This is a genomic window from Enterobacter sp. SES19, assembly GCF_011765665.1.
In the GTDB taxonomy this organism is placed as follows: domain Bacteria; phylum Pseudomonadota; class Gammaproteobacteria; order Enterobacterales; family Enterobacteriaceae; genus Enterobacter; species Enterobacter pseudoroggenkampii.
In genome coordinates this window covers 4,327,498-4,353,887 of record NZ_CP050320.1, presented here as the reverse complement: position 1 = coordinate 4,353,887, position 26,390 = coordinate 4,327,498, and the positions used below count along the sequence as shown (strand labels likewise).

General features: G+C 51.0%; 46 protein-coding genes and 1 pseudogene. 40 read left to right on the top strand and 7 right to left on the bottom strand.

From position 1 onward, the window contains the following. From GXP72_RS20870 to bfr, 3 genes and pseudogenes are all read left to right on the top strand, one after another. Window positions 1–278 (top strand): annotated as a pseudogene (locus GXP72_RS20870) (hypothetical protein); the annotation flags it as partial. 179 nt (window positions 279–457) lie between these two features. Then, complete coding sequence (bfd, locus tag GXP72_RS20865; protein WP_008503493.1) at window positions 458–652, top strand: bacterioferritin-associated ferredoxin; 195 nt, start codon at window positions 458–460, stop codon at window positions 650–652. Window positions 653–724: 72 nt separating this feature from the next. Then, entirely contained in the window at window positions 725–1,201 is a 477-nt protein-coding gene (bfr, locus tag GXP72_RS20860; protein WP_008503492.1) for a bacterioferritin, read from the top strand. Here the strand turns inward: bfr and GXP72_RS20855 are convergent. Continuing rightward, window positions 1,185–1,658: an A24 family peptidase gene (locus GXP72_RS20855; protein WP_090421159.1), complete on the bottom strand. Its 474-nt coding sequence runs from the start codon at window positions 1,656–1,658 to the stop codon at window positions 1,185–1,187. The genes bfr and GXP72_RS20855 overlap by 17 nt on opposite strands. Window positions 1,659–2,038: 380 nt before the next feature. Here GXP72_RS20855 and rpsJ point away from each other — a divergent pair, with 380 nt between their 5' ends. The 31 genes from rpsJ (at window position 2,039) to GXP72_RS20700 (ending at window position 16,896) form a co-directional block, all read left to right on the top strand. Further along, window positions 2,039–2,350 carry a 30S ribosomal protein S10 gene (gene rpsJ, locus GXP72_RS20850; protein ID WP_001181005.1) on the top strand — a complete coding sequence of 104 codons (312 nt, stop codon included), beginning with the start codon at window positions 2,039–2,041 and terminating at the stop codon, window positions 2,348–2,350. Window positions 2,351–2,382: 32 nt separating this feature from the next. Further along, a complete protein-coding gene (gene rplC, locus GXP72_RS20845; RefSeq protein ID WP_003863274.1) occupies window positions 2,383–3,012 on the top strand; it encodes a 50S ribosomal protein L3 in 630 nt (209 codons plus the stop codon). Window positions 3,013–3,022: 10 nt separating this feature from the next. Beyond that, entirely contained in the window at window positions 3,023–3,628 is a 606-nt protein-coding gene (rplD, locus tag GXP72_RS20840; protein ID WP_000424395.1) for a 50S ribosomal protein L4, read from the top strand. Beyond that, window positions 3,625–3,927, top strand: a complete 303-nt coding sequence (rplW, locus tag GXP72_RS20835; RefSeq protein WP_000617546.1) for a 50S ribosomal protein L23 — start codon at window positions 3,625–3,627, stop codon at window positions 3,925–3,927. The genes rplD and rplW overlap by 4 nt, the downstream gene beginning before the upstream one ends. 17 nt (window positions 3,928–3,944) lie before the next feature. Further along, window positions 3,945–4,766 carry a 50S ribosomal protein L2 gene (rplB, locus tag GXP72_RS20830; protein ID WP_000301859.1) on the top strand — a complete coding sequence of 274 codons (822 nt, stop codon included), beginning with the start codon at window positions 3,945–3,947 and terminating at the stop codon, window positions 4,764–4,766. Between the two features lie 16 nt (window positions 4,767–4,782). Beyond that, the gene (rpsS, locus tag GXP72_RS20825) at window positions 4,783–5,061 is read left to right on the top strand and encodes a 30S ribosomal protein S19 (RefSeq protein WP_001138117.1); all 279 of its coding nucleotides are present in this window, start codon (window positions 4,783–4,785) and stop codon (window positions 5,059–5,061) included. A gap of 14 nt (window positions 5,062–5,075) precedes the next feature. Further along, complete coding sequence (gene rplV / locus GXP72_RS20820) at window positions 5,076–5,408, top strand: 50S ribosomal protein L22 (protein ID WP_002919773.1); 333 nt, start codon at window positions 5,076–5,078, stop codon at window positions 5,406–5,408. A 17-nt stretch (window positions 5,409–5,425) separates the two neighbouring features. Then, entirely contained in the window at window positions 5,426–6,127 is a 702-nt protein-coding gene (rpsC, locus tag GXP72_RS20815) for a 30S ribosomal protein S3 (protein ID WP_000529945.1), read from the top strand. Window positions 6,128–6,139: 12 nt separating this feature from the next. Then, complete coding sequence (gene rplP, locus GXP72_RS20810; RefSeq protein WP_002919759.1) at window positions 6,140–6,550, top strand: 50S ribosomal protein L16; 411 nt, start codon at window positions 6,140–6,142, stop codon at window positions 6,548–6,550. After that, window positions 6,550–6,741, top strand: a complete 192-nt coding sequence (gene rpmC / locus GXP72_RS20805) for a 50S ribosomal protein L29 (protein WP_003863282.1) — start codon at window positions 6,550–6,552, stop codon at window positions 6,739–6,741. The genes rplP and rpmC overlap by 1 nt, the downstream gene beginning before the upstream one ends. Continuing rightward, window positions 6,741–6,995 carry a 30S ribosomal protein S17 gene (gene rpsQ, locus GXP72_RS20800; protein ID WP_008503489.1) on the top strand — a complete coding sequence of 85 codons (255 nt, stop codon included), beginning with the start codon at window positions 6,741–6,743 and terminating at the stop codon, window positions 6,993–6,995. The genes rpmC and rpsQ overlap by 1 nt, the downstream gene beginning before the upstream one ends. 166 nt (window positions 6,996–7,161) lie before the next feature. Continuing rightward, the gene (rplN, locus tag GXP72_RS20795) at window positions 7,162–7,533 is read left to right on the top strand and encodes a 50S ribosomal protein L14 (protein ID WP_002919748.1); all 372 of its coding nucleotides are present in this window, start codon (window positions 7,162–7,164) and stop codon (window positions 7,531–7,533) included. Between the two features lie 10 nt (window positions 7,534–7,543). Beyond that, the gene (rplX, locus tag GXP72_RS20790) at window positions 7,544–7,858 is read left to right on the top strand and encodes a 50S ribosomal protein L24 (RefSeq protein ID WP_003863287.1); all 315 of its coding nucleotides are present in this window, start codon (window positions 7,544–7,546) and stop codon (window positions 7,856–7,858) included. Between the two features lie 14 nt (window positions 7,859–7,872). Continuing rightward, the gene (gene rplE, locus GXP72_RS20785) at window positions 7,873–8,412 is read left to right on the top strand and encodes a 50S ribosomal protein L5 (protein ID WP_001096206.1); all 540 of its coding nucleotides are present in this window, start codon (window positions 7,873–7,875) and stop codon (window positions 8,410–8,412) included. Between the two features lie 14 nt (window positions 8,413–8,426). Continuing rightward, a complete protein-coding gene (gene rpsN / locus GXP72_RS20780) occupies window positions 8,427–8,732 on the top strand; it encodes a 30S ribosomal protein S14 (RefSeq protein ID WP_003863291.1) in 306 nt (101 codons plus the stop codon). 30 nt (window positions 8,733–8,762) lie between these two features. Then, the gene (gene rpsH, locus GXP72_RS20775; RefSeq protein ID WP_006178918.1) at window positions 8,763–9,155 is read left to right on the top strand and encodes a 30S ribosomal protein S8; all 393 of its coding nucleotides are present in this window, start codon (window positions 8,763–8,765) and stop codon (window positions 9,153–9,155) included. Between the two features lie 12 nt (window positions 9,156–9,167). After that, window positions 9,168–9,701: a 50S ribosomal protein L6 gene (gene rplF, locus GXP72_RS20770; RefSeq protein ID WP_003863296.1), complete on the top strand. Its 534-nt coding sequence runs from the start codon at window positions 9,168–9,170 to the stop codon at window positions 9,699–9,701. Window positions 9,702–9,710: 9 nt separating this feature from the next. Continuing rightward, window positions 9,711–10,064, top strand: a complete 354-nt coding sequence (gene rplR / locus GXP72_RS20765) for a 50S ribosomal protein L18 (RefSeq protein WP_003863297.1) — start codon at window positions 9,711–9,713, stop codon at window positions 10,062–10,064. A gap of 14 nt (window positions 10,065–10,078) precedes the next feature. Continuing rightward, window positions 10,079–10,579, top strand: coding sequence for a 30S ribosomal protein S5 (rpsE, locus tag GXP72_RS20760; RefSeq protein ID WP_003863299.1), 501 nt, complete (start codon window positions 10,079–10,081; stop codon window positions 10,577–10,579). A 6-nt stretch (window positions 10,580–10,585) separates the two neighbouring features. Beyond that, entirely contained in the window at window positions 10,586–10,765 is a 180-nt protein-coding gene (gene rpmD / locus GXP72_RS20755) for a 50S ribosomal protein L30 (protein ID WP_003863301.1), read from the top strand. 3 nt (window positions 10,766–10,768) lie between these two features. Then, window positions 10,769–11,203 (top strand): 50S ribosomal protein L15, encoded by a 435-nt coding sequence (gene rplO / locus GXP72_RS20750; RefSeq protein WP_003863304.1) that lies wholly within the window; start codon window positions 10,769–10,771, stop codon window positions 11,201–11,203. 7 nt (window positions 11,204–11,210) lie between these two features. Continuing rightward, on the top strand, window positions 11,211–12,542 hold the full coding sequence (secY, locus tag GXP72_RS20745; protein WP_003863305.1) for a preprotein translocase subunit SecY: 1,332 nt from the start codon (window positions 11,211–11,213) through the stop codon (window positions 12,540–12,542). A 31-nt stretch (window positions 12,543–12,573) separates the two neighbouring features. Continuing rightward, window positions 12,574–12,690 (top strand): 50S ribosomal protein L36, encoded by a 117-nt coding sequence (rpmJ, locus tag GXP72_RS20740; RefSeq protein WP_000868187.1) that lies wholly within the window; start codon window positions 12,574–12,576, stop codon window positions 12,688–12,690. 146 nt (window positions 12,691–12,836) lie between these two features. Next, window positions 12,837–13,193 carry a 30S ribosomal protein S13 gene (gene rpsM, locus GXP72_RS20735; protein WP_003863308.1) on the top strand — a complete coding sequence of 119 codons (357 nt, stop codon included), beginning with the start codon at window positions 12,837–12,839 and terminating at the stop codon, window positions 13,191–13,193. Window positions 13,194–13,209: 16 nt separating this feature from the next. Continuing rightward, a complete protein-coding gene (rpsK, locus tag GXP72_RS20730; RefSeq protein ID WP_003863312.1) occupies window positions 13,210–13,599 on the top strand; it encodes a 30S ribosomal protein S11 in 390 nt (129 codons plus the stop codon). Between the two features lie 33 nt (window positions 13,600–13,632). Then, a complete protein-coding gene (gene rpsD / locus GXP72_RS20725) occupies window positions 13,633–14,253 on the top strand; it encodes a 30S ribosomal protein S4 (protein WP_004868345.1) in 621 nt (206 codons plus the stop codon). Window positions 14,254–14,278: 25 nt separating this feature from the next. Beyond that, the gene (gene rpoA / locus GXP72_RS20720) at window positions 14,279–15,268 is read left to right on the top strand and encodes a DNA-directed RNA polymerase subunit alpha (RefSeq protein ID WP_002919219.1); all 990 of its coding nucleotides are present in this window, start codon (window positions 14,279–14,281) and stop codon (window positions 15,266–15,268) included. Window positions 15,269–15,308: 40 nt separating this feature from the next. After that, window positions 15,309–15,692 (top strand): 50S ribosomal protein L17, encoded by a 384-nt coding sequence (gene rplQ / locus GXP72_RS20715; protein WP_001216368.1) that lies wholly within the window; start codon window positions 15,309–15,311, stop codon window positions 15,690–15,692. Between the two features lie 107 nt (window positions 15,693–15,799). Beyond that, window positions 15,800–16,168, top strand: a complete 369-nt coding sequence (locus tag GXP72_RS20710) for a DUF1992 domain-containing protein (protein ID WP_024909664.1) — start codon at window positions 15,800–15,802, stop codon at window positions 16,166–16,168. Window positions 16,169–16,170: 2 nt separating this feature from the next. Continuing rightward, complete coding sequence (gene zntR, locus GXP72_RS20705; protein ID WP_024909663.1) at window positions 16,171–16,596, top strand: Zn(2+)-responsive transcriptional regulator; 426 nt, start codon at window positions 16,171–16,173, stop codon at window positions 16,594–16,596. A 57-nt stretch (window positions 16,597–16,653) separates the two neighbouring features. Continuing rightward, window positions 16,654–16,896: an alternative ribosome-rescue factor A gene (locus tag GXP72_RS20700; RefSeq protein WP_024909662.1), complete on the top strand. Its 243-nt coding sequence runs from the start codon at window positions 16,654–16,656 to the stop codon at window positions 16,894–16,896. Here GXP72_RS20700 and mscL read toward each other — a convergent pair. The 5 genes from mscL to def form a co-directional block, all read right to left on the bottom strand. Next, window positions 16,870–17,280, bottom strand: coding sequence for a large-conductance mechanosensitive channel protein MscL (gene mscL / locus GXP72_RS20695; protein ID WP_023309449.1), 411 nt, complete (start codon window positions 17,278–17,280; stop codon window positions 16,870–16,872). The genes GXP72_RS20700 and mscL overlap by 27 nt on opposite strands. 146 nt (window positions 17,281–17,426) lie before the next feature. After that, window positions 17,427–18,803 (bottom strand): Trk system potassium transporter TrkA, encoded by a 1,377-nt coding sequence (trkA, locus tag GXP72_RS20690; RefSeq protein ID WP_008503482.1) that lies wholly within the window; start codon window positions 18,801–18,803, stop codon window positions 17,427–17,429. Between the two features lie 22 nt (window positions 18,804–18,825). After that, a complete protein-coding gene (gene rsmB, locus GXP72_RS20685) occupies window positions 18,826–20,112 on the bottom strand; it encodes a 16S rRNA (cytosine(967)-C(5))-methyltransferase RsmB (RefSeq protein WP_024909660.1) in 1,287 nt (428 codons plus the stop codon). 52 nt (window positions 20,113–20,164) lie between these two features. After that, on the bottom strand, window positions 20,165–21,112 hold the full coding sequence (fmt, locus tag GXP72_RS20680; RefSeq protein WP_024909659.1) for a methionyl-tRNA formyltransferase: 948 nt from the start codon (window positions 21,110–21,112) through the stop codon (window positions 20,165–20,167). A 25-nt stretch (window positions 21,113–21,137) separates the two neighbouring features. Then, window positions 21,138–21,647 carry a peptide deformylase gene (gene def, locus GXP72_RS20675; RefSeq protein WP_008503479.1) on the bottom strand — a complete coding sequence of 170 codons (510 nt, stop codon included), beginning with the start codon at window positions 21,645–21,647 and terminating at the stop codon, window positions 21,138–21,140. 127 nt (window positions 21,648–21,774) lie between these two features. Between def and dprA the strand changes: the two genes are divergently transcribed. The 6 genes from dprA to GXP72_RS20645 are packed head-to-tail and all read left to right on the top strand — an operon-like array spanning window position 21,775 to window position 25,558. Then, complete coding sequence (gene dprA / locus GXP72_RS20670; RefSeq protein WP_090421162.1) at window positions 21,775–22,899, top strand: DNA-protecting protein DprA; 1,125 nt, start codon at window positions 21,775–21,777, stop codon at window positions 22,897–22,899. Further along, entirely contained in the window at window positions 22,871–23,344 is a 474-nt protein-coding gene (smg, locus tag GXP72_RS20665) for a DUF494 family protein Smg (protein ID WP_008503477.1), read from the top strand. The genes dprA and smg overlap by 29 nt, the downstream gene beginning before the upstream one ends. 26 nt (window positions 23,345–23,370) lie before the next feature. Then, complete coding sequence (locus GXP72_RS20660) at window positions 23,371–23,925, top strand: topoisomerase DNA-binding C4 zinc finger domain-containing protein (protein ID WP_061716392.1); 555 nt, start codon at window positions 23,371–23,373, stop codon at window positions 23,923–23,925. After that, window positions 23,918–24,490 (top strand): L-threonylcarbamoyladenylate synthase type 1 TsaC, encoded by a 573-nt coding sequence (tsaC, locus tag GXP72_RS20655; protein WP_023309444.1) that lies wholly within the window; start codon window positions 23,918–23,920, stop codon window positions 24,488–24,490. Before GXP72_RS20660 ends, tsaC begins: the two co-directional genes overlap by 8 nt. Window positions 24,491–24,494: 4 nt before the next feature. Further along, window positions 24,495–25,313 (top strand): shikimate dehydrogenase, encoded by an 819-nt coding sequence (gene aroE / locus GXP72_RS20650; RefSeq protein WP_023309443.1) that lies wholly within the window; start codon window positions 24,495–24,497, stop codon window positions 25,311–25,313. Continuing rightward, a complete protein-coding gene (locus GXP72_RS20645; protein ID WP_090421154.1) occupies window positions 25,310–25,558 on the top strand; it encodes a DUF1488 domain-containing protein in 249 nt (82 codons plus the stop codon). Before aroE ends, GXP72_RS20645 begins: the two co-directional genes overlap by 4 nt. Here GXP72_RS20645 and GXP72_RS20640 read toward each other — a convergent pair. Continuing rightward, entirely contained in the window at window positions 25,534–26,088 is a 555-nt protein-coding gene (locus GXP72_RS20640) for a gamma carbonic anhydrase family protein (RefSeq protein ID WP_090421157.1), read from the bottom strand. The genes GXP72_RS20645 and GXP72_RS20640 overlap by 25 nt on opposite strands. Window positions 26,089–26,390: the final 302 nt, after the last annotated feature.

Below are 26,390 nucleotides of genomic sequence, written 5' to 3'. Positions count from 1 at the left end.
CTGTCTCAGTACGATTTCCCAGGCGACGATACCCCAATCGTTCGTGGTTCTGCTCTGAAAGCGCTGGAAGGCGAAGCTGAGTGGGAAGCGAAAATCATCGAACTGGCTGGCTTCCTGGATTCTTACATCCCAGAACCAGAGCGTGCGATTGACAAGACAACATCAAGATGGTTGTGACTCTGATCCACCCAATCGCGATGGACGACGGTCTGCGTTTCGCAATCCGTGAAGGCGGCCGTACCGTTGGCGCGGGCGTTGTTGCTAAAGTTCTGGGCTAATTAATTATCCCCGAATAAAAAAAGGACGCTTCGGCGTCCTTTTTTGTTTTTTGCCGCTCAGGCGTTGTCACAAAATTTCGCATTTTTTGCCTGCTCCCGTCCCGTATTGTGGCGTTTGTGCTATTGTAATCATAACCATTCTCACTTACACTTTGCGCATAATTTGAACGGGAGTCTCTATGTACGTTTGTTTATGTAATGGTGTAAGCGACAAGAAAATACGTCAGGCCGTTCGCCAGTTTCAGCCTCAGTCATTTCAACAGCTACGCAAATTTGTTCCGGTTGGAAATCAATGCGGTAAATGCGTACGTGCTGCGCGAGAGATCATGCAGGACGAATTGATGCAGATCCCGGAATACAAAGAGATCGCGTAAGCGCCCATCTTTTTTTTGACATCCCTGTAGCCCGATCTACGCTTCAATGAGTGGAAGCGGAGGGACTATATAATGAAAGGTGATGTTAAAATCATAAGTTATCTCAATAAATTATTGGGAAATGAGCTTGTCGCAATTAACCAGTACTTTCTTCACGCGAGAATGTTCAAAAACTGGGGACTCAAACGTTTAAACGACGTTGAGTACCATGAATCTATCGATGAAATGAAGCACGCTGATAAATATATCGAGCGTATTTTATTCCTTGAAGGCATTCCAAACCTGCAGGATCTCGGCAAGCTGGGCATCGGAGAAGATGTCGAAGAAATGCTGCGTTCTGACCTCAGGCTGGAACTTGAAGGCGCCAAAGATCTCCGTGAAGCCATTGCCTACGCAGACAGCGTACATGACTACGTCAGCCGCGATATGATGATCCAGATCCTGGCCGATGAAGAAGGCCACATTGACTGGCTGGAAACGGAGCTGGATCTGATTGCTAAAATTGGCCTGCAGAACTACCTTCAGTCACAGATTAAAGTGGAAGAGTAACCAACGTTTTCCAGCCTATGCATAAACCCGCTGCTGCCAGAAATGGCCCAAAAGGCAGCGGGTTTTTTATTGCCTTCTTATCAGGGCGGATTAACGAAAAAACAAGAATGCAAAGAAGCGCCATCAGCGCCGCGAGTAGCGCCAGCGTAGGAAGTACGCACCAGCCGTGCCATGCACCAAGCGCCGCCAGGTATTTCACATCGCCATATCCCATACCTTCACGTCGGCGGATATACCAGTAGCCCCAGTAAATAACGGCAAAGCCAATATATCCAGCCAACGCACCCGCCACCGCGCTCGGCAGAAAATCAGGATGGATACAGAGCTGAAAGAGCAGACCCGCCCATAGCAGCGGGCAGAGAAATTTATCGGGAAGCAGACCGTAGCGAATATCGGCATGTACCAGTAAGGCAGTCAGTGAAAGATAGATCAGCAGAAAGGGGAGGGTGGTTAGCATGAAAAAGGCCTCAAACGGGTTTGAGCGCATACTCGTTATAAACGGCCTGGCCGGCAATGCACAAAAAACGGAGATGCGTAGCGGCTCGAAATAAAGAATCGACGCAGAATACACAGCATGAAATGTTGCGCGCTCTTACGCATCCTGCACCTTTGGCGCTTAATTTCTAAACGGCACTTGCGTCTTGCCCAGATTTACGTATAATGCGCGGGCTTGTCGTAATTGACGGCGGGTTCAATCAGAACCAGAGTAGCTCATTTTGTTACTCAACAATGCTCCCAATTGGGGAGCTACGTAAGAACGGTTACACTCTCCCATCAATCGTAATGGGTTTGAGGAGTAATCATTTTCGTTTATAAAATAATTGGAGCTCTGGTCTCATGCAGAACCAAAGAATCCGTATCCGCCTTAAAGCGTTTGATCATCGTCTGATCGATCAATCAACCGCGGAAATCGTCGAGACTGCTAAGCGCACTGGTGCGCAAGTCCGTGGTCCGATCCCGCTGCCGACCCGCAAAGAGCGCTTCACCGTTCTGATCTCCCCGCACGTCAACAAAGACGCGCGCGATCAGTACGAAATCCGCACTCACAAGCGTCTGGTTGACATCGTTGAGCCAACTGAGAAAACCGTTGATGCTCTGATGCGTCTGGATCTGGCTGCCGGTGTAGACGTGCAGATCAGCCTGGGTTAATCAGGTCATCGAGCGATTGAGAGGTTGAAACAATGATTGGTTTAGTCGGTAAAAAAGTGGGTATGACCCGCATCTTCACTGAAGATGGCGTTTCTATCCCAGTAACCGTAATCGAAGTTGAAGCAAACCGCGTTACTCAGGTTAAAGATCTGGCTAACGATGGCTACCGCGCTATTCAGGTTACCACTGGTGCTAAAAAAGCTAACCGTGTAACCAAACCAGAAGCGGGTCACTTCGCTAAAGCTGGCGTAGAAGCTGGCCGTGGTCTGTGGGAATTCCGTCTTGCTGAAGGCGAAGAGTTCACCGTAGGTCAGGACATTAGCGTTGAGCTGTTTGCTGACGTTAAAAAAGTTGACGTAACCGGTACCTCTAAAGGTAAAGGTTTTGCTGGTACCGTTAAGCGCTGGAACTTCCGTACCCAGGACGCTACTCACGGTAACTCCTTGTCTCACCGCGTTCCGGGTTCTATCGGTCAGAACCAGACTCCGGGCAAAGTGTTCAAAGGCAAGAAAATGGCAGGTCAGCTGGGTAACGAACGTGTAACCGTTCAGAGCCTGGACGTAGTACGTGTTGACGCTGAGCGCAACCTGCTGCTGGTTAAAGGTGCAGTTCCGGGTGCAACCGGTAGCGACCTGATCGTTAAACCAGCTGTGAAGGCGTAAGGGGATAGCAATGGAATTAGTATTGAAAGACGCGCAGAGCGCGCTGACTGTTTCCGAAACTACCTTCGGTCGTGATTTCAACGAAGCGCTGGTTCACCAGGTTGTTGTTGCTTATGCAGCTGGTGCTCGTCAGGGTACTCGTGCTCAGAAGACTCGTGCTGAAGTAACTGGTTCTGGCAAAAAGCCATGGCGCCAGAAAGGTACCGGCCGTGCGCGTTCAGGTTCTATCAAGAGCCCGATCTGGCGTTCAGGTGGCGTGACCTTCGCTGCGCGTCCACAGGACCACAGTCAAAAAGTTAACAAAAAGATGTACCGCGGCGCGCTGAAAAGCATCCTGTCCGAACTGGTACGTCAGGATCGTCTGATCGTTGTCGAGAAGTTCTCTGTAGAAGCGCCTAAAACTAAGCTGCTGGCACAGAAACTGAAAGACATGGCTCTGGAAGATGTGCTGATCATCACCGGTGAGCTGGACGAGAACCTGTTCCTGGCCGCACGTAACCTGCACAAGGTTGACGTACGCGATGCGACTGGTATCGACCCGGTTAGCCTGATCGCCTTCGACAAAGTCGTAATGACTGCTGATGCTGTTAAGCAAGTTGAGGAGATGCTGGCATGATTCGTGAAGAACGTCTGCTGAAGGTGCTTCGCGCACCGCACGTTTCTGAAAAAGCGTCTACTGCGATGGAAAAAACAAACACCATCGTTCTCAAAGTTGCTAAAGACGCGACCAAAGCAGAGATCAAAGCTGCTGTGCAGAAACTGTTTGAAGTCGAAGTCGAAGTCGTTAACACCCTGGTAGTTAAAGGGAAAGTTAAACGTCACGGACAGCGTATCGGTCGTCGTAGCGACTGGAAAAAAGCTTACGTCACCCTTAAAGAAGGCCAGAATCTGGACTTCGTTGGCGGCGCTGAGTAAGTCGGAGGAGTAATACAATGGCAGTTGTTAAATGTAAACCGACATCTCCGGGTCGTCGCCACGTAGTTAAAGTGGTTAACCCTGAGCTGCACAAGGGCAAACCTTTTGCTCCGTTGCTGGAAAAAAACAGCAAATCCGGTGGTCGTAACAACAATGGCCGTATCACCACTCGTCACATCGGTGGTGGCCACAAGCAGGCTTATCGTATTGTTGACTTCAAACGCAACAAAGACGGTATCCCAGCAGTTGTTGAACGTCTTGAGTACGATCCGAACCGTTCCGCGAACATCGCGCTGGTTCTGTACAAAGACGGCGAACGCCGTTACATCCTGGCCCCTAAAGGCCTGAAAGCTGGCGACCAGATTCAGTCTGGCGTTGATGCTGCAATCAAAGCAGGCAACACCCTGCCGATGCGCAATATCCCGGTTGGTTCTACCGTTCATAACGTAGAAATGAAACCAGGTAAAGGCGGTCAGCTGGCACGTTCCGCTGGTACTTACGTTCAGATCGTTGCTCGTGATGGTGCTTATGTCACCCTGCGTCTGCGTTCTGGTGAAATGCGTAAAGTCGAAGCAGACTGCCGCGCTACTCTGGGCGAAGTTGGCAATGCTGAGCATATGCTGCGCGTTCTGGGTAAAGCAGGTGCTGCACGCTGGCGTGGTGTTCGTCCTACCGTTCGCGGTACTGCGATGAACCCAGTCGACCACCCACATGGTGGTGGTGAAGGTCGTAACTTTGGTAAGCACCCGGTAACTCCGTGGGGCGTTCAGACCAAAGGTAAGAAGACCCGCAGCAACAAGCGTACTGATAAATTTATCGTACGTCGCCGTAGCAAATAATTTTAGAGGATAAGCCATGCCACGTTCTCTCAAGAAAGGTCCTTTTATTGACCTGCACTTGCTGAAGAAGGTAGAGAAAGCGGTGGAAAGCGGAGACAAGAAGCCCCTGCGCACTTGGTCCCGTCGTTCAACGATCTTTCCTAACATGATCGGTTTGACCATCGCTGTCCATAATGGTCGTCAGCACGTTCCAGTCTTTGTTACCGACGAAATGGTTGGTCACAAACTGGGTGAATTCGCACCGACTCGTACTTATCGCGGCCACGCTGCTGATAAAAAAGCGAAGAAGAAATAAGGTAGGAGGAAGAGATGGAAACTTTAGCTCAACATCGCCATGCTCGTTCTTCTGCTCAGAAGGTTCGCCTTGTTGCTGACCTGATTCGCGGTAAGAAAGTGTCGCAGGCCCTGGACATCCTGACCTATACCAACAAGAAAGCTGCGGTATTGGTCAAGAAAGTACTGGAATCTGCCATTGCTAACGCTGAACACAACGATGGCGCTGACATCGACGATCTGAAAGTCGCGAAAATTTTCGTAGATGAAGGCCCAAGCATGAAGCGCATTATGCCGCGTGCGAAAGGTCGTGCAGATCGCATCCTGAAGCGCACCAGCCACATTACTGTGGTTGTGTCCGATCGCTGAGACTCTGGAGACTAGCAATGGGTCAGAAAGTACATCCTAATGGTATTCGCCTGGGTATTGTAAAACCATGGAACTCTACCTGGTTTGCGAACACCAAAGAATTCGCTGACAACCTGGACAGCGATTTTAAAGTACGTCAGTACCTGACTAAGGAACTGGCTAAAGCGTCTGTATCTCGTATCGTTATCGAGCGTCCAGCTAAGAGCATCCGTGTGACTATTCACACTGCTCGCCCTGGCATCGTTATCGGTAAGAAAGGCGAAGACGTAGAAAAACTGCGCAAGGTCGTAGCGGATATCGCTGGCGTTCCTGCACAGATCAATATCGCTGAAGTTCGTAAGCCTGAACTGGACGCTAAATTGGTTGCTGACAGCATCACTTCTCAGCTGGAACGTCGTGTTATGTTCCGTCGTGCTATGAAGCGTGCTGTACAGAACGCAATGCGTCTGGGCGCTAAAGGTATCAAAGTTGAAGTTAGCGGCCGTCTGGGCGGCGCGGAAATCGCACGTACCGAATGGTACCGTGAAGGTCGCGTACCGCTGCACACTCTGCGTGCTGACATCGACTACAACACCTCTGAAGCGCACACCACTTACGGTGTAATCGGCGTTAAGGTATGGATCTTCAAAGGTGAGATCCTGGGTGGTATGGCTGCTGTTGAACAACCGGAAAAACCGGCTGCTCAACCTAAAAAGCAGCAGCGTAAAGGCCGTAAATAAGGAGCGTCGCTGATGTTACAACCAAAGCGTACAAAATTCCGTAAAGTGCACAAAGGCCGCAACCGTGGTCTGGCGCAGGGTACGGATGTTAGCTTCGGCACTTTCGGTCTGAAAGCTGTTGGCCGTGGTCGTCTGACTGCACGTCAGATCGAAGCAGCACGTCGTGCAATGACCCGTGCAGTTAAGCGTCAAGGTAAGATCTGGATCCGTGTATTCCCGGACAAACCGATCACCGAGAAGCCGCTGGAAGTTCGTATGGGTAAAGGTAAAGGTAACGTGGAGTACTGGGTTGCCTTGATCCAACCGGGCAAAGTCCTTTATGAAATGGACGGTGTTCCGGAAGAGCTGGCCCGTGAAGCCTTCGGCCTGGCAGCAGCGAAACTGCCTATCAAAACCACCTTTGTAACTAAGACGGTGATGTAATGAAAGCAAAAGAGCTGCGTGAAAAAAGCGTTGAAGAGCTGAACGCTGAGCTGCTGAACCTGCTGCGTGAGCAGTTCAACCTGCGTATGCAGGCTGCAAGTGGCCAGCTGCAACAGACTCACCTGCTGAAGCAAGTGCGTCGCAATGTTGCACGCGTTAAGACTTTACTGACTCAGAAGGCGGGTGCGTAATGACCGATAAAATCCGTACTCTGCAAGGTCGTGTTGTTAGCGACAAAATGGAGAAATCCATTGTTGTAGCTATCGAACGTATTGTGAAACACCCGATCTACGGTAAATTCATCAAGCGTACGACCAAACTGCACGTACATGACGAGAACAACGAATGTGGTATCGGCGACAAGGTTGAAATCCGTGAATGCCGTCCACTGTCCAAGACTAAGTCCTGGACGCTGGTTCGCGTTGTAGAGAAAGCGGTTCTGTAATACAGTACGCCTTCTCAATACGAATAAACGGCTCAGCGATGAGCCGTTTATTTTTTCTACCCATATTGCAGAAGCGGTGTTATAATGCCGCGCCCTCGATATGGGGCTTTTTAACGGCTCTGATTTTAGAGTCTCAGGTAGTAGTTGACATTAGCGGAGCACTAAAATGATCCAAGAACAGACTATGCTGAACGTCGCCGACAACTCCGGTGCACGTCGCGTAATGTGTATCAAGGTTCTGGGTGGCTCGCACCGTCGCTACGCAGGCGTAGGCGACATCATCAAGATCACCATCAAGGAAGCAATTCCACGTGGTAAGGTCAAAAAAGGTGATGTGCTGAAGGCGGTAGTGGTGCGCACCAAGAAGGGTGTTCGTCGCCCTGACGGTTCTGTCATTCGCTTCGATGGTAATGCATGCGTTATTTTAAACAATAACAGCGAGCAGCCTATCGGCACGCGTATCTTTGGGCCGGTAACTCGTGAACTTCGTACTGAGAAGTTCATGAAAATTATCTCTCTGGCACCAGAAGTACTCTAAGGAGCGAATCATGGCAGCGAAAATCCGTCGTGATGACGAAGTTATCGTGTTAACCGGTAAAGATAAAGGTAAACGCGGTAAAGTAAAAAATGTTCTGTCTTCCGGCAAACTTGTCGTTGAAGGTATCAACCTGGTTAAGAAACATCAGAAGCCGGTTCCGGCCCTGAACCAACCAGGCGGCATCGTTGAAAAAGAAGCTGCTATTCAGGTTTCTAACGTTGCAATCTTCAATGCGGCTACCGGCAAGGCTGACCGTGTAGGCTTTAGATTCGAAGACGGCAAAAAAGTCCGTTTCTTCAAGTCTAACAGCGAAACTATCAAGTAATTTGGAGTAGTACGATGGCGAAACTGCATGATTACTACAAAGACGAAGTAGTTAACAAACTCATGACTGAGTTTAACTACAATTCTGTCATGCAAGTCCCTCGGGTCGAGAAGATCACCCTGAACATGGGTGTTGGTGAAGCGATCGCTGACAAGAAACTGCTGGATAACGCAGCAGCTGACCTGACAGCAATCTCCGGTCAAAAACCGCTGATCACCAAAGCACGCAAATCTGTTGCAGGCTTCAAAATCCGTCAGGGCTATCCGATCGGCTGTAAAGTAACTCTGCGTGGCGAACGCATGTGGGAGTTCTTTGAGCGCCTGATCACTATTGCTGTTCCACGTATCCGTGACTTCCGTGGCTTGTCCGCTAAGTCTTTCGACGGTCGTGGTAACTACAGCATGGGTGTCCGTGAGCAGATCATCTTCCCAGAAATCGACTACGATAAAGTCGACCGCGTGCGTGGTTTGGATATTACCATTACCACTACTGCGAAATCTGACGAAGAAGGCCGTGCTCTGCTGGCTGCCTTTGACTTCCCGTTCCGCAAGTAAGGTAGGGTTACTGAATGGCTAAGCAATCAATGAAAGCACGCGAAGTAAAGCGCGTAGCTTTAGCTGATAAATTCTTCGCTAAACGCGCTGAACTGAAAGCGATCATTTCTGATGTGAACGCTTCCGACGAAGATCGTTGGAATGCGGTTCTCAAGCTGCAGTCTCTGCCGCGTGATTCCAGCCCGTCTCGTCAGCGTAACCGCTGTCGTCAAACAGGTCGTCCACATGGTTATGTGGGCAAGTTTGGGTTGAGCCGTATCAAACTGCGTGAAGCCGCTATGCGCGGTGAAGTGCCAGGCTTGAAAAAGGCTAGCTGGTAATTACCAATTGAATCACGGGAGTAAAGACAGATGAGCATGCAAGATCCGATCGCGGATATGCTGACCCGTATCCGTAACGGTCAGGCCGCGAACAAAGTTGCGGTCACCATGCCTTCCGCCAAGCTGAAAGTGGCAATTGCCAACGTGCTGAAGGAAGAAGGTTTTATCGAAGATTTTAAAGTTGAAGGCGACACCAAGCCGGAACTGGAACTTACTCTCAAGTATTTCCAGGGTAAAGCTGTTGTAGAAAGCATTCAGCGTGTCAGCCGCCCAGGCCTGCGCATCTATAAGAAAAAAGATGAGCTGCCAAAAGTTATGGCTGGTCTTGGTATCGCAGTTGTTTCTACCTCTAAAGGTGTTATGACTGATCGTGCAGCGCGCCAGGCTGGTCTTGGTGGCGAAATTATCTGCTACGTAGCCTAATCGGAGGAAAGAATGTCTCGTGTTGCTAAAGCACCGGTCGTTATTCCTGCCGGCGTTGATGTCAAAATCGACGGTCAGGTTATTACGATCAAAGGTAAAAACGGCGAGCTGACTCGTACCCTCAACAAAGCTGTTGAAGTTAAACATGCAGATAACGCTCTGACCTTCGGTCCACGTGATGGTTTCGTGGATGGATGGGCTCAGGCTGGTACCGCGCGTGCCCTGCTGAACTCAATGGTTGTTGGTGTTACCGAAGGCTTCACTAAAAAGCTTCAGCTGGTTGGTGTAGGTTATCGTGCAGCTATCAAAGGGAATGCAGTAGGCCTGTCTCTGGGCTTCTCACACCCTGTTGAGCATCCGCTGCCGGCCGGTATCACTGCAGAATGCCCGACTCAAACTGAAATCGTGCTGAAAGGCGCTGATAAACAGCTGATCGGTCAGGTTGCAGCAGATCTGCGCGCCTACCGTCGTCCTGAGCCTTACAAAGGCAAGGGTGTTCGTTACGCCGACGAAGTCGTGCGTACCAAAGAGGCTAAGAAGAAGTAAGGTAACACTATGGATAAGAAATCTGCTCGTATCCGTCGTGCGACCCGCGCACGCCGCAAGCTCAAAGAGCTGGGTGCAACTCGCCTGGTGGTACATCGTACCCCGCGTCATATTTACGCACAGGTAATTGCACCGAACGGTTCTGAAGTTCTGGTAGCTGCTTCTACTGTAGAAAAAGCTATCTCAGAACAATTGAAGTACACCGGTAACAAAGACGCCGCTGCAGCTGTAGGTAAAGCTGTTGCTGAACGCGCTCTGGAAAAAGGCATCAGCAATGTTTCCTTTGACCGTTCCGGGTTCCAATATCATGGTCGTGTCCAGGCACTGGCAGATGCTGCCCGTGAAGCTGGCCTTCAGTTCTAAGGTAGAGGTGTAAGATGGCTCACATCGAAAAACAGGCTGGCGAACTGCAGGAAAAGCTGATCGCGGTAAACCGCGTATCTAAAACCGTTAAAGGTGGTCGTATTTTCTCCTTCACAGCTCTGACTGTAGTAGGCGATGGTAACGGTCGCGTTGGTTTTGGTTACGGTAAAGCGCGTGAAGTTCCAGCAGCGATCCAGAAAGCGATGGAAAAAGCCCGTCGCAACATGATTAACGTCGCGCTGAACAACGGCACCCTGCAGCACCCAGTTAAAGGTGTTCACACGGGTTCTCGTGTATTCATGCAGCCAGCTTCAGAAGGTACCGGTATCATCGCCGGTGGTGCAATGCGCGCCGTTCTGGAAGTTGCTGGGGTTCATAACGTTCTGGCTAAAGCATATGGTTCCACCAACCCGATCAACGTGGTTCGTGCAACTATTGATGGCCTGGAAAATATGAATTCTCCAGAAATGGTCGCTGCCAAGCGTGGTAAATCCGTTGAAGAAATTCTGGGGTAATTGACCATGGCAAAGACTATTAAAATCACTCAAACCCGCAGTGCAATCGGTCGTCTGCCGAAACACAAGGCAACGCTGCTTGGCCTGGGTCTGCGTCGTATTGGTCATACCGTTGAGCGCGAGGATACTCCTGCTGTTCGTGGTATGGTCAACGCGGTTTACTTCATGGTTAAAGTTGAGGAGTAAGAGATGCGTTTAAATACTCTGTCTCCGGCCGAAGGCTCTAAAAAGGCGGGTAAACGCCTGGGTCGTGGTATCGGTTCTGGCCTCGGCAAAACCGGTGGTCGTGGTCACAAAGGTCAGAACTCTCGTTCTGGCGGTGGCGTACGTCGCGGTTTCGAGGGTGGCCAGATGCCACTGTACCGTCGTCTGCCGAAGTTCGGCTTCACCTCTCGCAAAGCAGCGATCACAGCGGAAATCCGTCTGTCTGACCTGGCGAAAGTTGAAGGCGGCGTTGTAGACCTGAACACGCTGAAAGCAGCAAACATTATCGGTATCCAGATCGAGTTCGCGAAAGTGATCCTGGCTGGTGAAGTTTCTACTCCGGTAACTGTTCGTGGCCTGCGTGTTACTAAAGGTGCTCGTGCTGCTATCGAAGCTGCTGGCGGTAAAATTGAGGAATAAGTAGCAGATGGCTAAGCAACCGGGATTAGATTTTCAAAGTGCCAAAGGTGGATTTGGCGAGCTGAAACGCAGACTGCTGTTTGTTATCGGCGCGCTGATTGTGTTCCGTATTGGCTCTTTTATTCCGATCCCTGGTATCGATGCCGCTGTACTTGCCAAACTGCTTGAGCAACAGCGAGGCACCATCATTGAAATGTTCAACATGTTCTCTGGTGGTGCTCTCAGCCGTGCTTCTATCTTCGCATTGGGTATTATGCCGTACATTTCGGCATCTATTATTATCCAGCTGCTGACGGTCGTTCATCCGGCCCTGGCAGAGTTGAAGAAAGAAGGGGAGTCTGGACGTCGTAAGATTAGTCAGTACACCCGTTACGGTACTCTGGTGCTGGCAATATTCCAGTCGATCGGTATTGCTACCGGTCTGCCGAATATGCCTGGTATGCAGGGCCTGGTGTTAAACCCGGGCTTTGCATTCTACTTCACCGCTGTTGTAAGTCTGGTCACAGGGACTATGTTCCTGATGTGGCTCGGCGAACAGATTACTGAGCGTGGTATCGGTAACGGTATCTCAATCATTATCTTCGCCGGTATTGTTGCGGGCCTCCCGCCAGCCATCGCCCATACTATTGAGCAAGCGCGTCAAGGCGACCTGCACTTCCTCCTGTTGCTGTTGGTTGCAGTATTAGTATTTGCAGTGACGTTCTTTGTTGTCTTCGTTGAACGTGGTCAACGCCGCATTGTGGTGAACTACGCTAAACGTCAGCAGGGTCGTCGTGTCTATGCTGCACAGAGCACACATTTACCGCTGAAAGTGAACATGGCGGGGGTTATCCCGGCTATCTTCGCTTCCAGTATTATTCTGTTCCCGGCGACCATCGCGTCATGGTTCGGGGGCGGTACTGGTTGGAACTGGCTGACAACAATTTCGCTGTATTTGCAGCCTGGGCAACCACTTTATGTGTTACTCTATGCGTCTGCGATCATCTTCTTCTGTTTCTTCTACACGGCGTTGGTCTTCAACCCGCGTGAAACAGCAGATAACCTGAAGAAGTCCGGTGCATTTGTACCAGGAATTCGTCCGGGAGAGCAAACGGCGAAGTATATCGATAAAGTAATGACTCGCCTGACTTTGGTTGGTGCGCTTTATATTACTTTTATCTGCCTGATCCCGGAGTTCATGCGTGATGCAATGAAAGTACCGTTCTACTTCGGTGGGACCTCACTGCTTATCGTTGTTGTCGTGATTATGGACTTTATGGCTCAAGTGCAAACTCTGATGATGTCCAGTCAGTACGAGTCTGCATTGAAGAAGGCGAACCTGAAAGGCTACGGCCGCTAAATGGTCGCCTGAGAAGTTACGGAGAGTAAAAATGAAAGTTCGTGCTTCCGTCAAGAAATTATGCCGTAACTGCAAAATCGTTAAGCGTGATGGTGTCATCCGTGTGATTTGCAGTGCCGAGCCGAAGCATAAACAGCGCCAAGGCTGATTATTTCGCATATTTTTCTTGCAAAGTTGGGTTGAGCTGGCTAGATTAGCCAGCCAATCTTTTGTATGTCTGTACGTTTCCATTTGAGTATCCTGAAAACGGGCTTTTCAGCATGGTGCGTACATATTAAATAGTAGGAGTGCATAGTGGCCCGTATAGCAGGCATTAACATTCCTGATCAGAAACATGCTGTGATCGCATTAACTTCGATCTACGGCGTCGGCAAGACCCGTTCTAAAGCCATTCTGGCTGCAGCGGGTATCGCTGAAGATGTTAAGATCAGTGAGCTGTCTGAAGAACAAATCGACACGCTGCGTGACGAAGTTGCCAAATTTGTCGTTGAAGGTGATCTGCGCCGTGAAATCAGCATGAGCATCAAGCGCCTGATGGATCTTGGTTGCTATCGCGGTTTGCGTCATCGTCGTGGTCTGCCAGTGCGCGGTCAGCGTACTAAGACCAACGCACGTACCCGTAAGGGTCCGCGCAAACCGATCAAGAAATAATCGGGGTGATTGAATAATGGCAAAGGCACCAGTTCGTGCACGTAAACGTGTAAGAAAACAAGTCTCTGACGGCGTGGCTCATATCCATGCTTCTTTCAACAACACCATCGTTACTATTACTGATCGTCAGGGTAACGCATTGGGTTGGGCAACAGCCGGTGGTTCCGGTTTCCGTGGTTCTCGCAAATCCACTCCGTTCGCAGCTCAGGTTGCAGCAGAGCGTTGCGCAGAAGCCGTAAAAGAATACGGCATCAAGAATCTGGAAGTTATGGTTAAAGGTCCGGGTCCGGGTCGTGAATCTACTGTTCGCGCTCTGAACGCCGCTGGTTTCCGCATCACGAATATTACTGATGTGACTCCGATCCCTCATAACGGTTGTCGTCCGCCGAAAAAACGTCGCGTATAACGCTCCGTTTTTTAGGTTAGTTGGAGATAGAAAATGGCAAGATATTTGGGTCCTAAGCTCAAGCTGAGCCGTCGTGAGGGCACCGACTTATTCCTTAAGTCTGGCGTTCGCGCGATCGATACCAAGTGTAAAATTGAACAAGCTCCTGGCCAGCACGGTGCGCGTAAACCGCGTCTGTCTGACTATGGTGTGCAGTTGCGTGAAAAGCAAAAAGTTCGCCGTATGTACGGTGTGCTGGAGCGTCAGTTCCGTAACTACTATAAAGAAGCAGCACGTCTGAAAGGCAACACAGGTGAAAACCTGCTCGCTCTGCTGGAAGGTCGTCTGGACAACGTTGTATACCGTATGGGCTTCGGCGCTACTCGTGCTGAATCACGTCAGCTGGTTAGCCACAAAGCAATCATGGTAAACGGTCGTGTTGTTAACATCGCTTCTTATCAGGTTAAAGCGAATGACGTTGTTAGCATTCGTGAGAAAGCGAAAAAGCAATCTCGCGTGAAGGCCGCTCTGGAGCTGGCTGAGCAGCGTGAAAAGCCAACCTGGCTGGAAGTTGATGCTGGCAAGATGGAAGGTACGTTCAAGCGTCAGCCAGAACGTTCTGATCTGTCTGCGGACATTAACGAACACCTGATCGTCGAGCTTTACTCCAAGTAAAGCTTAGTACCAAAGAGAGGACACAATGCAGGGTTCTGTGACAGAGTTTCTAAAACCGCGCCTGGTAGATATCGAGCAAGTGAGTTCGACGCACGCCAAGGTGACCCTTGAGCCTTTAGAGCGTGGCTTTGGCCATACTCTGGGTAACGCACTGCGCCGTATTCTGCTCTCATCGATGCCGGGTTGCGCGGTGACCGAGGTTGAGATTGATGGTGTACTTCATGAGTACAGCACCAAAGAAGGCGTTCAGGAAGATATCCTTGAAATCCTGCTCAACCTGAAAGGGCTGGCGGTGAGAGTTCAGGGTAAAGATGAAGTTATTCTTACTCTGAATAAATCTGGCATTGGCCCTGTGACTGCAGCCGACATCACCCACGACGGTGATGTTGAAATCGTCAAGCCGCAGCACGTGATCTGCCACCTGACCGATGAGAACGCAGCTATTAGCATGCGTATCAAAGTTCAGCGCGGTCGTGGTTATGTGCCGGCTTCTGCCCGAATTCATTCGGAAGAAGATGAGCGCCCAATCGGCCGTCTGCTGGTCGACGCATGCTATAGCCCTGTAGAGCGTATTGCCTACAATGTTGAAGCAGCGCGTGTAGAACAGCGTACCGACCTGGACAAGCTGGTCATCGAAATGGAAACCAATGGCACAATCGATCCTGAAGAGGCGATTCGTCGTGCGGCAACCATCCTGGCAGAACAACTGGAAGCTTTCGTTGACTTACGTGATGTACGTCAGCCGGAAGTGAAAGAAGAGAAACCAGAATTCGATCCGATCCTGCTGCGCCCTGTTGACGATCTCGAATTGACTGTCCGCTCTGCTAACTGCCTCAAGGCAGAAGCTATCCACTATATCGGTGATCTGGTACAGCGTACCGAGGTTGAGTTGCTGAAAACGCCGAACCTGGGTAAAAAATCTCTTACTGAGATTAAAGACGTGCTGGCTTCACGTGGTTTGTCTCTGGGCATGCGCCTGGAAAACTGGCCACCGGCAAGCATTGCTGACGAGTAACCGGATCACAGGTTAAGGTTTTACTGAGAAGGATAAGGTCATGCGCCATCGTAAGAGTGGTCGTCAACTGAACCGCAACAGCAGCCATCGCCAGGCTATGTTCCGCAACATGGCAGGTTCACTGGTTCGTCATGAGATCATCAAGACGACCCTGCCTAAAGCGAAAGAGCTGCGTCGCGTAGTTGAGCCGCTGATTACTCTTGCCAAGACTGACAGCGTTGCTAATCGTCGTCTGGCATTCGCCCGTACTCGTGATAACGAGATCGTGGCAAAACTGTTTAACGAACTGGGCCCGCGTTTCGCGAGCCGTGCCGGTGGTTACACTCGCATTCTGAAGTGTGGTTTCCGTGCAGGCGACAACGCGCCGATGGCTTACATCGAGCTGGTTGATCGTTCAGAGAAAGCAGAAGCTGCTGCAGAGTAATCTGTAGTAACGTAAAAAAACCCGCTCCGGCGGGTTTTTTTATATCCGCGATATCCCCACTTCTCTACAATGTCTGTATCAATTCTGTTCATTCCCTGGAGCTGGTAATGTGGTTGCTCGACCAGTGGGCAGAACGCCATATTCGCGATGCCCAAAATAAAGGTGAATTCGACGATCTCCCGGGAAGCGGCGAACCCCTTGTGCTTGACGATGACTCGCATATTGCGCCTGAACTGCGAGCTGGATACCGTTTACTGAAAAACGCGGGCTGTCTCCCTCCGGAGCTCGAACAGCGCAGAGAGGCTGTTGAACTGGCCGATCTTCTCAACGGTATCCGTCAGGACGATCCGCGACATTCTGAACTGAGCCGCCGTCTCGCCCTGCTTGAACTCAAGCTGCGCCAGGCTGGGATGAACACTGATTTTCTGCGCGGTGAATACGGTGAAAGATTGATGCAGAGAATAAACGAGGAGTAGTTATGTACCGTATTGGTGAACTTGCGAAGCTTGCGAACGTTACGCCGGATACCATCCGTTATTACGAAAAGCAGCAGATGATCGATCATGAAGTTCGTACAGAAGGAGGCTTTCGCCTTTATACCGATAACGATCTGCAGCGCCTGCGATTTATTCGTTATGCGCGTCAGCTCGGCTTCACGCTGGATTCGATCCGCGAGCTATTATCGATCCGCATCGATCCGGAACATCACACCTGCCAGGAATCTAAAAGCATTGTGCAGGCCCGGCTGGATGAAGTTGAAGCACGCATCCAGGAGCTGCAAACCATGCAGCGCTCTCTGCAAAGGCTGAATGATGCCTGCTGCGGGACGGCCCACAGCAGTATTTATTGTTCCATACTGGAAGCCCTTGAACAGGGGGCCAGTGGAGAAACCGAGGGCTGTTGATTTTTAGTCCATCCGGATCTAGACTCCCTTCGTCATAAACCATGCTCAGGAGAATTTATGAGCCGCTATCAGCACACGAAAGGACAGATAAAAGACAATGCCATTGAGGCGTTACTTCACGACCCGTTATTCAGGCAGCGCGTTGAGAAGAATAAAAAAGGGAAAGGAAGTTATCTGCGTAAAGACAAACATGAAAAACGGGGTAACTGGGAGGCCAGTGGCAAGCAAGCGAATCGCTTATTTACCACTGGCCTTTCTGCTTTAAACTTTCGATTAAACGCGGTTATTCTGTTCTTTTAACAGATCGCGGATCTCACTCAGCAGCACTTCTTCTTTCGTTGGTGCAGGTGCAGCAGCCGGCTCTTCTTTTTTACGGTTGAGCCTGTTGATCAGCTTGATAGCCATAAAAATGGCAAACGCGACAATCACAAAATCAAATACGTTCTGAATAAATACGCCGTAGTGCATTACTACTGCCGGAACATCACCCTGCGCTTCACGCAGTGTGAAAGCGAATTGTTTGAAATCAATGCCCCCGATTAACAACCCTAATGGTGGCATGATAATGTCGGCCACTAATGATGAAACAATCTTGCCGAATGCTGCACCAATAATGACACCCACTGCCAAATCCACCACGTTCCCGCGCATCGCAAATTCGCGAAATTCTTTAATAAAACTCATTGTTCTCTCCTTGTGCCAGCTGACGAGTATAAGTTTAACAAATGATTAGCCAATTGCCATTCGGGATAATTAAACGTTATGAAAAATAAAAGGCACAGAAATGAAAAGGATAAAGTGCGGGTGCTCTTTCTAGAGCACCCTACTCTTTAAAGGAAGAATGGACTTGGCTGGAATAAACGTTCGACGTCAGTAATAAACTTTTTATCCGTAAGGAACATAATAACGTGATCGCCTTGCTCAATACGTAAATTGTCATTGGCAATCATGACGTCATTTCCGCGCACAACGGCGCCGATGATCGTGCCTGGCGGCAGCTTAATTTCGTCGATCGACCGGCCCACGACGCGTGATGTGGTTTCATCTCCATGCGCCACGGCTTCAATGGCTTCCGCTACGCCGCGGCGGAGCGATGACACACCGACAATATCCGCTTTACGAACATGGCTCAGGAGCGCGGAAATTGTCGCCTGCTGCGGCGAAATGGCAATATCAATAACGCTACCCTGGACCAGATCGACATACGCCTTGCGCTGGATAAGCACCATGACCTTCTTTGCACCCATACGCTTGGCGAGCATGGCGGACATTATATTCGCCTCGTCGTCGTTGGTGACGGCAATAAAAAGATCAACTTGATCAATATGCTCTTCAGCCAGCAACTCCTGATCAGACGCATCGCCATAAAATACGATCGTATTTTGCAGTTTTTCCGCCAGTTCAGCAGCACGCTGCTGATCGCGCTCGATCAATTTTACGCTGTAATCTTTTTCTAACCGATGTGCCAGGCCTGCACCGATATTGCCGCCGCCGACCAGCATAATGCGTTTATAGGGTTTTTCGAGACGCTGAAGTTCACTCATTACGGCACGAATATGCTGTGAGGCCGCAATAAAGAAGACCTCATCACCTGCTTCGACAATCGTGGAGCCTTGCGGGCGGATTGGCCTGTCGTGACGGAAAATGGCTGCGACGCGCGTATCGATATGCGGCATGTGCTCGCGCATGGTAGAAAGCGCATTGCCGATCAATGGTCCACCGTAATAGGCCTTAACCACTGCCAGACTCACTTTACCCTCGGCAAAGTTCACCACCTGCAGGGCGCCCGGATATTCGATCAGGCGATAGATATTGTCGATAACCAGCTGTTCCGGTGCGATGAGATGGTCAATAGGAACCGCTTCGGAATTAAACAGTTTCTCAGCATCGCGAACATAGTCCGGAGAGCGAATGCGCGCGATTCGGTTTGGCGTGTTGAAAAGCGAGTAGGCCACCTGACAGGCCACCATATTGGTTTCGTCAGAACTGGTTACCGCAACCAGCATGTCGGCATCGTCGGCACCTGCCTCACGAAGAACCCGTGGGTGAGAACCATGACCCTGCACCACGCGCAGGTCAAACTTGTCCTGTAAGACACGCAGACGATCGCCGTTGGTATCGACTATGGTGATGTCGTTGTTTTCGCCCACCAGGTTCTCCGCCAGCGTTCCGCCAACCTGTCCTGCACCCAGAATGATAATCTTCATATCTCGTGACCTGTTCTCAACATCACTCTTTGATTAGCTTAGCGTAAAAGAAGCCATCACCCTCTTCGGCACCCGGCAGGTTCTGCAGACCCGGGGATTCAGGCGTTCCCGTATCGCGCAGCGCGGCGTCCGGGGTACGTTTAAGGAAGGCCGCGATTTGCTGGCTGTTTTCTTCCGGCAGTACGGAGCAGGTTGCATAGACCAGCGTTCCGCCAGGTTTGAGATGCGGCCAGATGGCGTCGAGAATGTCGGACTGCAGCTGGGCAAGTTCGTTAATATCACGATCGCGACGCAGCCACTTGATGTCCGGATGACGACGAATAACGCCGGTTGCAGAGCAGGGAGCATCCAGCAAAATGCGATCGAATTGCGTTTCACCACACCATTCTGCGGGTTTGCGTCCATCGCCTTGCTTAACCTGAGCCTTCATGCCCAGACGCTTGAGGTTGTCGTAGACGCGTGAAAGACGCTGTTCATCGACGTCCACCGCCATCACGCTGGCCTGCGGAGCCACTTCAAGAATATGCGTCGTTTTGCCCCCTGGTGCGGCGCAGAGATCGAGGATCTGCTCACCGTTCTGGGGTTCAAGCCAGGTCATGCAACCCTGGGCAGAAGCATCCTGTACCGTTACCCAACCCTCTTCGAAACCCGGTAATGCATGTACCGGAGCGGGGGAGGCTAAACGTACGGCATCAGGGTATGCAGCGTGAGTGAAACCACTCATTCCAGCTTCTTCGAGTAATGCCAGCCATGCGTCACGGGTGTGGTGATTACGATTCACGCGTAACCACATTGGCGGACGCTGGTTGTTGGCATCGGCAATGTCCTGCCACCGTTGCGGATAAGCTTTTTTCAGCCGCTTCAACAGCCAGTCCGGATGCAGGAAGCGTGCTTCGTTTTGGGCAAATTCAGCCAGAAGCTCATCCTGCTGTCGTTGGAACTGGCGCAGTACGCCGTTGATCAGCCCTTTCAACTGAGGGCGTTTAATCGCAACGGCACCTTCCACCGTCTCAGCCAGCGCGGCATGAGGTGGGATGCGGGTATGAAGAAGCTGATAAAAACCCACCATAATCAAATAGTGTACGGTGCGCTGCTTGCCTGTCATTGGGCGTGACATCAGCTTGTTAATCAACCACTCAAGCTGAGAAAGCGTGCGCAGAACGCCAAAGCAGAGCTCCTGAAGCAGGGCTTTGTCTTTATCAGAGACTTTTTGCTGCAGGGGAGGCAGGACGTTACTTAATGACTGGCCCTGCTCGATAACCTGCTCAACGGCCTGAGCCGCCATACTGCGTAGATTTTGTTTTTTCATAACCGTAAAAATAAAAATGCCCGGAAACACCGGGCCTTAAGAATAAATTTGCTCAGGCAAGACGATTGCCCGGAATAAACCATTCGCGACGGGAATTTAACAGATCCTGAGCGCTCATAGCCTTCTTACCGGCCGGTTGTAGCGATTCAAGATTCAGGATCCCTTGCGCAGTCGCCACCTGGATCCCGTTCTTGTTGGCGTCAACAATCGTACCGGGTTCAGCCGCGGTAGTACCGCTAACGACGGAGGCTTTCCAGACTTTCACTGGTTGCTCATCAATCTCCATCCAGCTCATTGGCCACGGATTAAAAGCGCGGATGCAGCGTTCAAGTTGAGCGGCCGACAGGGACCAGTCGATCCGTGCTTCTTCTTTGCTCAGCTTTTCGGCGTAGGTTACCAGCGCGTCATCCTGAACTTCCGGTTTTGCCGTATTGTCAGCAAGCTGCTGAAGCGTCTCGATAAGACCTTGTGGGCCAAGGTCTGCCAGTTTGTCATACAGCGTGGCGCTGGTATCGTCTGGCGTAATGGGGCAGGCCAGTTTATACAGCATGTCGCCGGTGTCTAAACCTACGTCCATCTTCATGATGGTCACGCCCGTTTCGGCATCACCCGCCCACAGCGAGCGCTGGATAGGTGCTGCACCACGCCAGCGTGGGAGCAGAGACCCATGCACGTTGATACAACCCAGGCGCGGCATATCAAGCACAGCTTTTGGCAGAATTAAACCGTAAGCCACCACCACCATTACGTCGGCATTCAGGTCAGCAACCAGCTGCTGATTTTCCTGCGGGCGCAGCGATGCAGGCTGAAAAACAGGAAGCCCATGCTCTTCTGCCAGCACCTTGACCGGGCTCGGCATCAGTTTTTTGCCGCGACCAGCAGGACGATCCGGCTGGGTAAAGACGCCAACAACCTGGTGACCAGACGATAGCAGCGCGTCAAGGTGACGCGCTGCAAAATCAGGGGTTCCCGCGAAGATAATACGTAGTGTTTTAGACACGATGATCCTTGTATCCGGGGGGACGTTATGCGCGAGAACGCAAACGATCCAGTTTCTCTACTTTCTGACGAATACGCTGCTGTTTCAACGGCGAGAGGTAATCGATAAACAGTTTACCGACCAGGTGATCCATCTCATGCTGAATACAAATCGCCAGCAGGTCGTCTGCTTCCAGTTCGAACGGATTACCGTCACGATCCAGGGCGCGAATTTTCACTTTTTCAGCACGCGGCACTAACGCACGCTGTTCAGGAATAGACAGACAGCCTTCCTCGATACCGGTTTCGCCACTCTTTTCGAGCAACTCAGGGTTGATCAGCACCAGGCGGCCATCGCGATTTTCAGAAACATCAATCACGATAATACGCTTGTGAATGTCTACCTGCGTCGCCGCCAGGCCAATGCCTTCTTCGGCGTACATGGTATCGAACATATCATCAACGATACGCTGGATTTCTGCATTCACTTCTTTGACCGGTTCAGCGACGATGCGAAGGCGCTCGTCCGGAATATGTAACACTTGCAAAACTGCCATAAATTTCCAGAGTCGTGTTCAGGAGTTGATAAGAATACTATCTCTATTCTAGACAAATCCCCCATCGATTGACAGCATCAGTGACCAATCGCAATGATTGCGGAGGCCGCTTATGGCAGGGGAAAGGATGACGCCAATCGAGATATGGCTACGGCTTATGCACACAGGTTCTCTGTGTGGTGATGTCATGGTGGAAGCGGCTGCACGACTGCAGAGGCAGGAAGGCATCGACATGCTTGCCTTAAGAAATGCTGGACTGACAGCAAAGCAGGCTGAACGATTCTTTGCGTTCAATGAGAGTGAGCTGGAACGTAGCCTGAAATGGCTTGAGCAGCCGGGACATCATTTATTAACGGCCAATCATTCCCTTTATCCCCCTCTACTCCGAACGATCCCTGACTATCCCGGGGCATTATTCATAAAAGGTAACCCTGAGACGCTTAAAACTGTTCAGCTGGCGGTGGTAGGCAGTCGTGCGCCGTCATGGTACGGCGAGCGATGGGGGAAAATCCTGTGCGAACAACTGTCACAAAGCGGTTTCACGATTACCAGCGGGCTGGCCTGTGGTATTGATGGCGTTGCCCACGGCGCGGCGCTGTCAGTTAAAGGACGAACTGTCGCGGTGCTGGGGAATGGTCTTTTTAGCATTTACCCACGCCGGCATCAGGCATTGGCGATGCGGCTTATTGAGTCTGACGGTGCGATAGTGTCTGAGTTTCCGCTTTCCGCGCAGCCCCGACCGGCAAATTTTCCGCGTCGTAATCGCATCATCAGCGGCCTTAGCAAAGGCGTGCTGGTGGTTGAAGCCGCGCGGCGAAGCGGTTCGCTGGTCACGGCACGGTGCGCGCTCGAACAGGGGCGAGAAGTCTTCGCCTTGCCAGGCCCGATAGGTAATCCTGGATGCGAGGGACCGCACTGGCTGATTAAGCAGGGGGCAACACCGGTAACGGAAGTCGGGGACATTCTTGAAAATTTGCAATATGGGCTGCAATGGCTGCAGGAAGATCCCGAAAAGCGACAATATTCATCAGATCAGGGAGAGGTGGCATTGCCATTTCCCAAGCTCCTGGCTAACGTAGGAGATGAGGTAACACCTGTTGACGTTGTCGCTGAACGTGCCGGCCAACCTGTGCCAGTAACGGTAGCACAGCTACTCGAACTGGAGTTAGCAGGGTGGATCGCAGCTGTACCCGGCGGCTATGTCCGATTAAGGAGGGCATGCCATGTTCGACGTACTGATGTATTTGTTTGAGACTTACATCCATAACGAAGCAGAAATGCGAGTGGATCAGGACAAATTGACACAGGATCTTACCGATGCGGGGTTTGAGCGGGAAGATATCTATAATGCGTTGATGTGGCTGGAAAAACTGGCTGATTATCAGGAAGGCCTCGCCGAACCGATGCAGCTTGCTTCTGACCCATTGTCAGTACGCATTTATACCGCAGAAGAGTGTGAAAGGCTGGACGCCAGCTGCCGGGGGTTCATTTTATTCCTTGAGCAGATTCAGGTGCTGAACCTCGAAACGAGAGAAATGGTGATAGAGCGCGTCATGGCGCTGGATACAGCAGAATTTGAACTGGAAGATCTCAAGTGGGTGATCCTGATGGTTCTGTTTAATATCCCGGGCTGTGAAAATGCCTATCAGCAAATGGAAGAATTACTCTTTGAAGTGAATGAAGGTATGCTGCACTAATTCAATGTGCAGCACCAAGAGTTGTTATGGCCAAATCAGCACTATTCACGGTGCATAAAAACGAGCCCTGCCCGCAGTGCGGGGCTGAACTTGTTATTCGGTCCGGGAAACACGGCCCGTTTCTCGGTTGTTCACACTATCCGGAATGTGATTATGTCCGTCCCCTGAAAAGCCAGGCGGATGGACATATCGTTAAAATTCTGGAGGGGCAGTTTTGTCCAGTCTGCGGTGGTGAATTAGCCCTGCGTCAGGGGCGTTTCGGCATGTTTATTGGATGTAGCCGCTACCCGGAATGCGAACATACGGAACAAATTGATAAGCCTGATGAAACGGCAATTGCCTGCCCTCAGTGTCAGCGCGGTCAGCTGGTACAGCGCCGCTCCCGTTATGGTAAGACCTTCCATTCGTGCGATCGCTATCCTGAATGCCAGTTCGTTATCAATTTTAAGCCGGTAGCGGGAACCTGCCCTCATTGCAATTATCCGCTACTCATAGAGAAGAAAACCGCGCAAGGCATGAAACGCTTCTGCGCCAGTAAACAATGTGGAAAGCCGGTAACGGCGGATCAATATAGTGAATAATAACCTGCCATCAGGCTCCATTGCGCATGCAGTGGACGTACTGAAAAATGAAGAAGTCATCGCCTATCCAACTGAAGCTGTTTTTGGGGTCGGTTGCGATCCTGACAGCGAGACGGCTGTGAGCCGCCTGCTTGCCTTAAAACAAAGACCCGTCGAGAAAGGGCTGATTTTGATCGCTGCAAATTACGAGCAGCTTAAGCCCTACATCGATGATTCTATGCTGACGCCGGCGCAGCGCGAGACGATCTTCTCCGCGTGGCCTGGACCGGTGACCTTCGTCTTCCCTGCGCAGCCGACAACGCCGCGCTGGTTAACCGGACGCTTTGATTCCCTCGCCGTACGCGTCACTGACCATCCGCTGGTGGTTGAGCTTTGTCTGGCGTTTGGTAAACCGCTGGTCTCAACCAGCGCTAACCTGACCGGATTGCCACCTTGTCGGACAACCGAAGAAGTGCTGGCGCAGTTCGGGAATGACTTCCCTGTTGCTGTCGGTGAAACGGGAGGGCGTCTGAATCCGTCTGAAATTCGCGACGCTTTAACCGGCGAACGTTTTCGCCAGGGGTAATCTCATGGAAACCTATGCTGTTTTTGGTAATCCGATTGCACACAGCAAATCACCGTTGATTCATCAGCAATTTGCGAAGCAGCTGCAGATAAATCATCCCTATGGTCGCGTACTGGCACCGGTGGATGCATTTATTCCAACGCTGGAGGCTTTTTTCGCCGCGGGCGGTAAAGGTGCGAATGTGACGGTCCCGTTTAAAGAAGAAGCCTTCGAACGTGCGGATGAGCTGACCGAGCGCGCTTCACTGGCTGGTGCAGTCAATACTCTAAAACGGCTTGAGGATGGTCGCCTTTTGGGGGATAACACCGACGGAATTGGTTTACTTAGCGATCTGGAACGACTTTCATTTATTAAGCCCGGGTTCCGGGTCCTGCTGATTGGTGCGGGCGGCGCATCGCGGGGAGTACTGTTGCCTCTGCTTTCACTGGACTGTGCGGTGACCATTACCAACAGAACCTTTTCCCGTGCAGAAGCGCTGGCGGCGTTGTTTGCGCATACCGGTAGCGTGAGCGCAGTAGCGCTTGACGATCTTGCCGATCGTGAGTTCGATCTTGTCATTAATGCCACGTCCAGCGGCATCAACGGTGAGATCCCGGCAATCCCCGCTTCTCTGGTCAGCGCGCATATGTACTTCTATGACATGTTTTATCAGAAAGGGAAGACGCCTTTCCTTAACTGGTGTGAACAACACGGCGCGAAACAGTTAGCCGATGGACTGGGAATGCTGGTGGGTCAGGCTGCGCATGCGGTGCTGCTCTGGCACGGCGTGTTGCCTGCGGTCGAACCTGTCATTGAAAAGTTAAAGCAGGAACTTTCGGCGTGAACCAGGCTATTCATTTCCCGGACAGAGAGAGTTGGGATGAGAGTAAACAAGCGGTTTGTTTTCCGGTGCTGGTGCAGGGTATGCAACTTACCTGTGCCATTCATGGGAAAACGCTGCTGCGTCGTTTTGGCGGTTCAAACCCGATAGCGGTATTTTGCGAAAATCGCTGGGATCTGGAAGAGGAAGCCAGCGATTTAATCCGCGAACAGCAGGAAGACGATCAGGGCTGGGTTTGGTTGTCCTGATCCAGATACTCATTCTTCCACGTAACGTAGTTGTTCGCTGAGTATTTTAACCCTTCGATCTCTGCCTCCTTCAGGGGGCGGATCTGTTTTACCGGGCTTCCTAGATAGAGATAGCCGCTCTCCAGCCGTTTGTTCTGCGGGACCAGGCTACCGGCACCAATCATTACGTCATCTTCTACTGTGACGCCATCCAGCAAAATCGACCCCATGCCAACAAGGACGCGATTTCCGATCGTGCAGCCGTGAAGCATCACTTTATGGCCGACGGTAACCTCTTCTCCAATGATGAGGGGATTGCCCTCCGGGTTATAGGAGGATTTGTGCGTGACATGCAGAACGCTACCGTCCTGAATGTTGGTACGTGCACCAATCGACACATAGTTAACATCTCCCCTGATGGCGACGAGCGGCCAGATGCTGACATCCTCGGCCATTCGCACATCACCAACGACCACGCTGCTGGCATCGATCATCACGCGATCGCCTTTTTGGGGGAACAGATCTTTATAAGGACGCAATACTGCAGACATATCTACCTCTAAGAATGAGCGCTATACAGAAGACTTTGATCGTATTAATGGATCGAGGCAAGGCAAAATACGTCAATATTTAAGCAGATCGGGCGGGATTTCAGCGAAAAGCGCGGAAAATCAGCAGTCGGAAAAAAAGATCTAAAAAATACTTGTGCTAAAAATTGGGATCCCTATAATGCGCCTCCATCGACACGGCGGATGTGAAACACTTCACAGACAACGCGGTCGGTTGAAGAGAAAAAATCCTGAAATAACGGGTTGACTCTGAAAGAGGAAAGCGTAATATACGCCACCTCGCA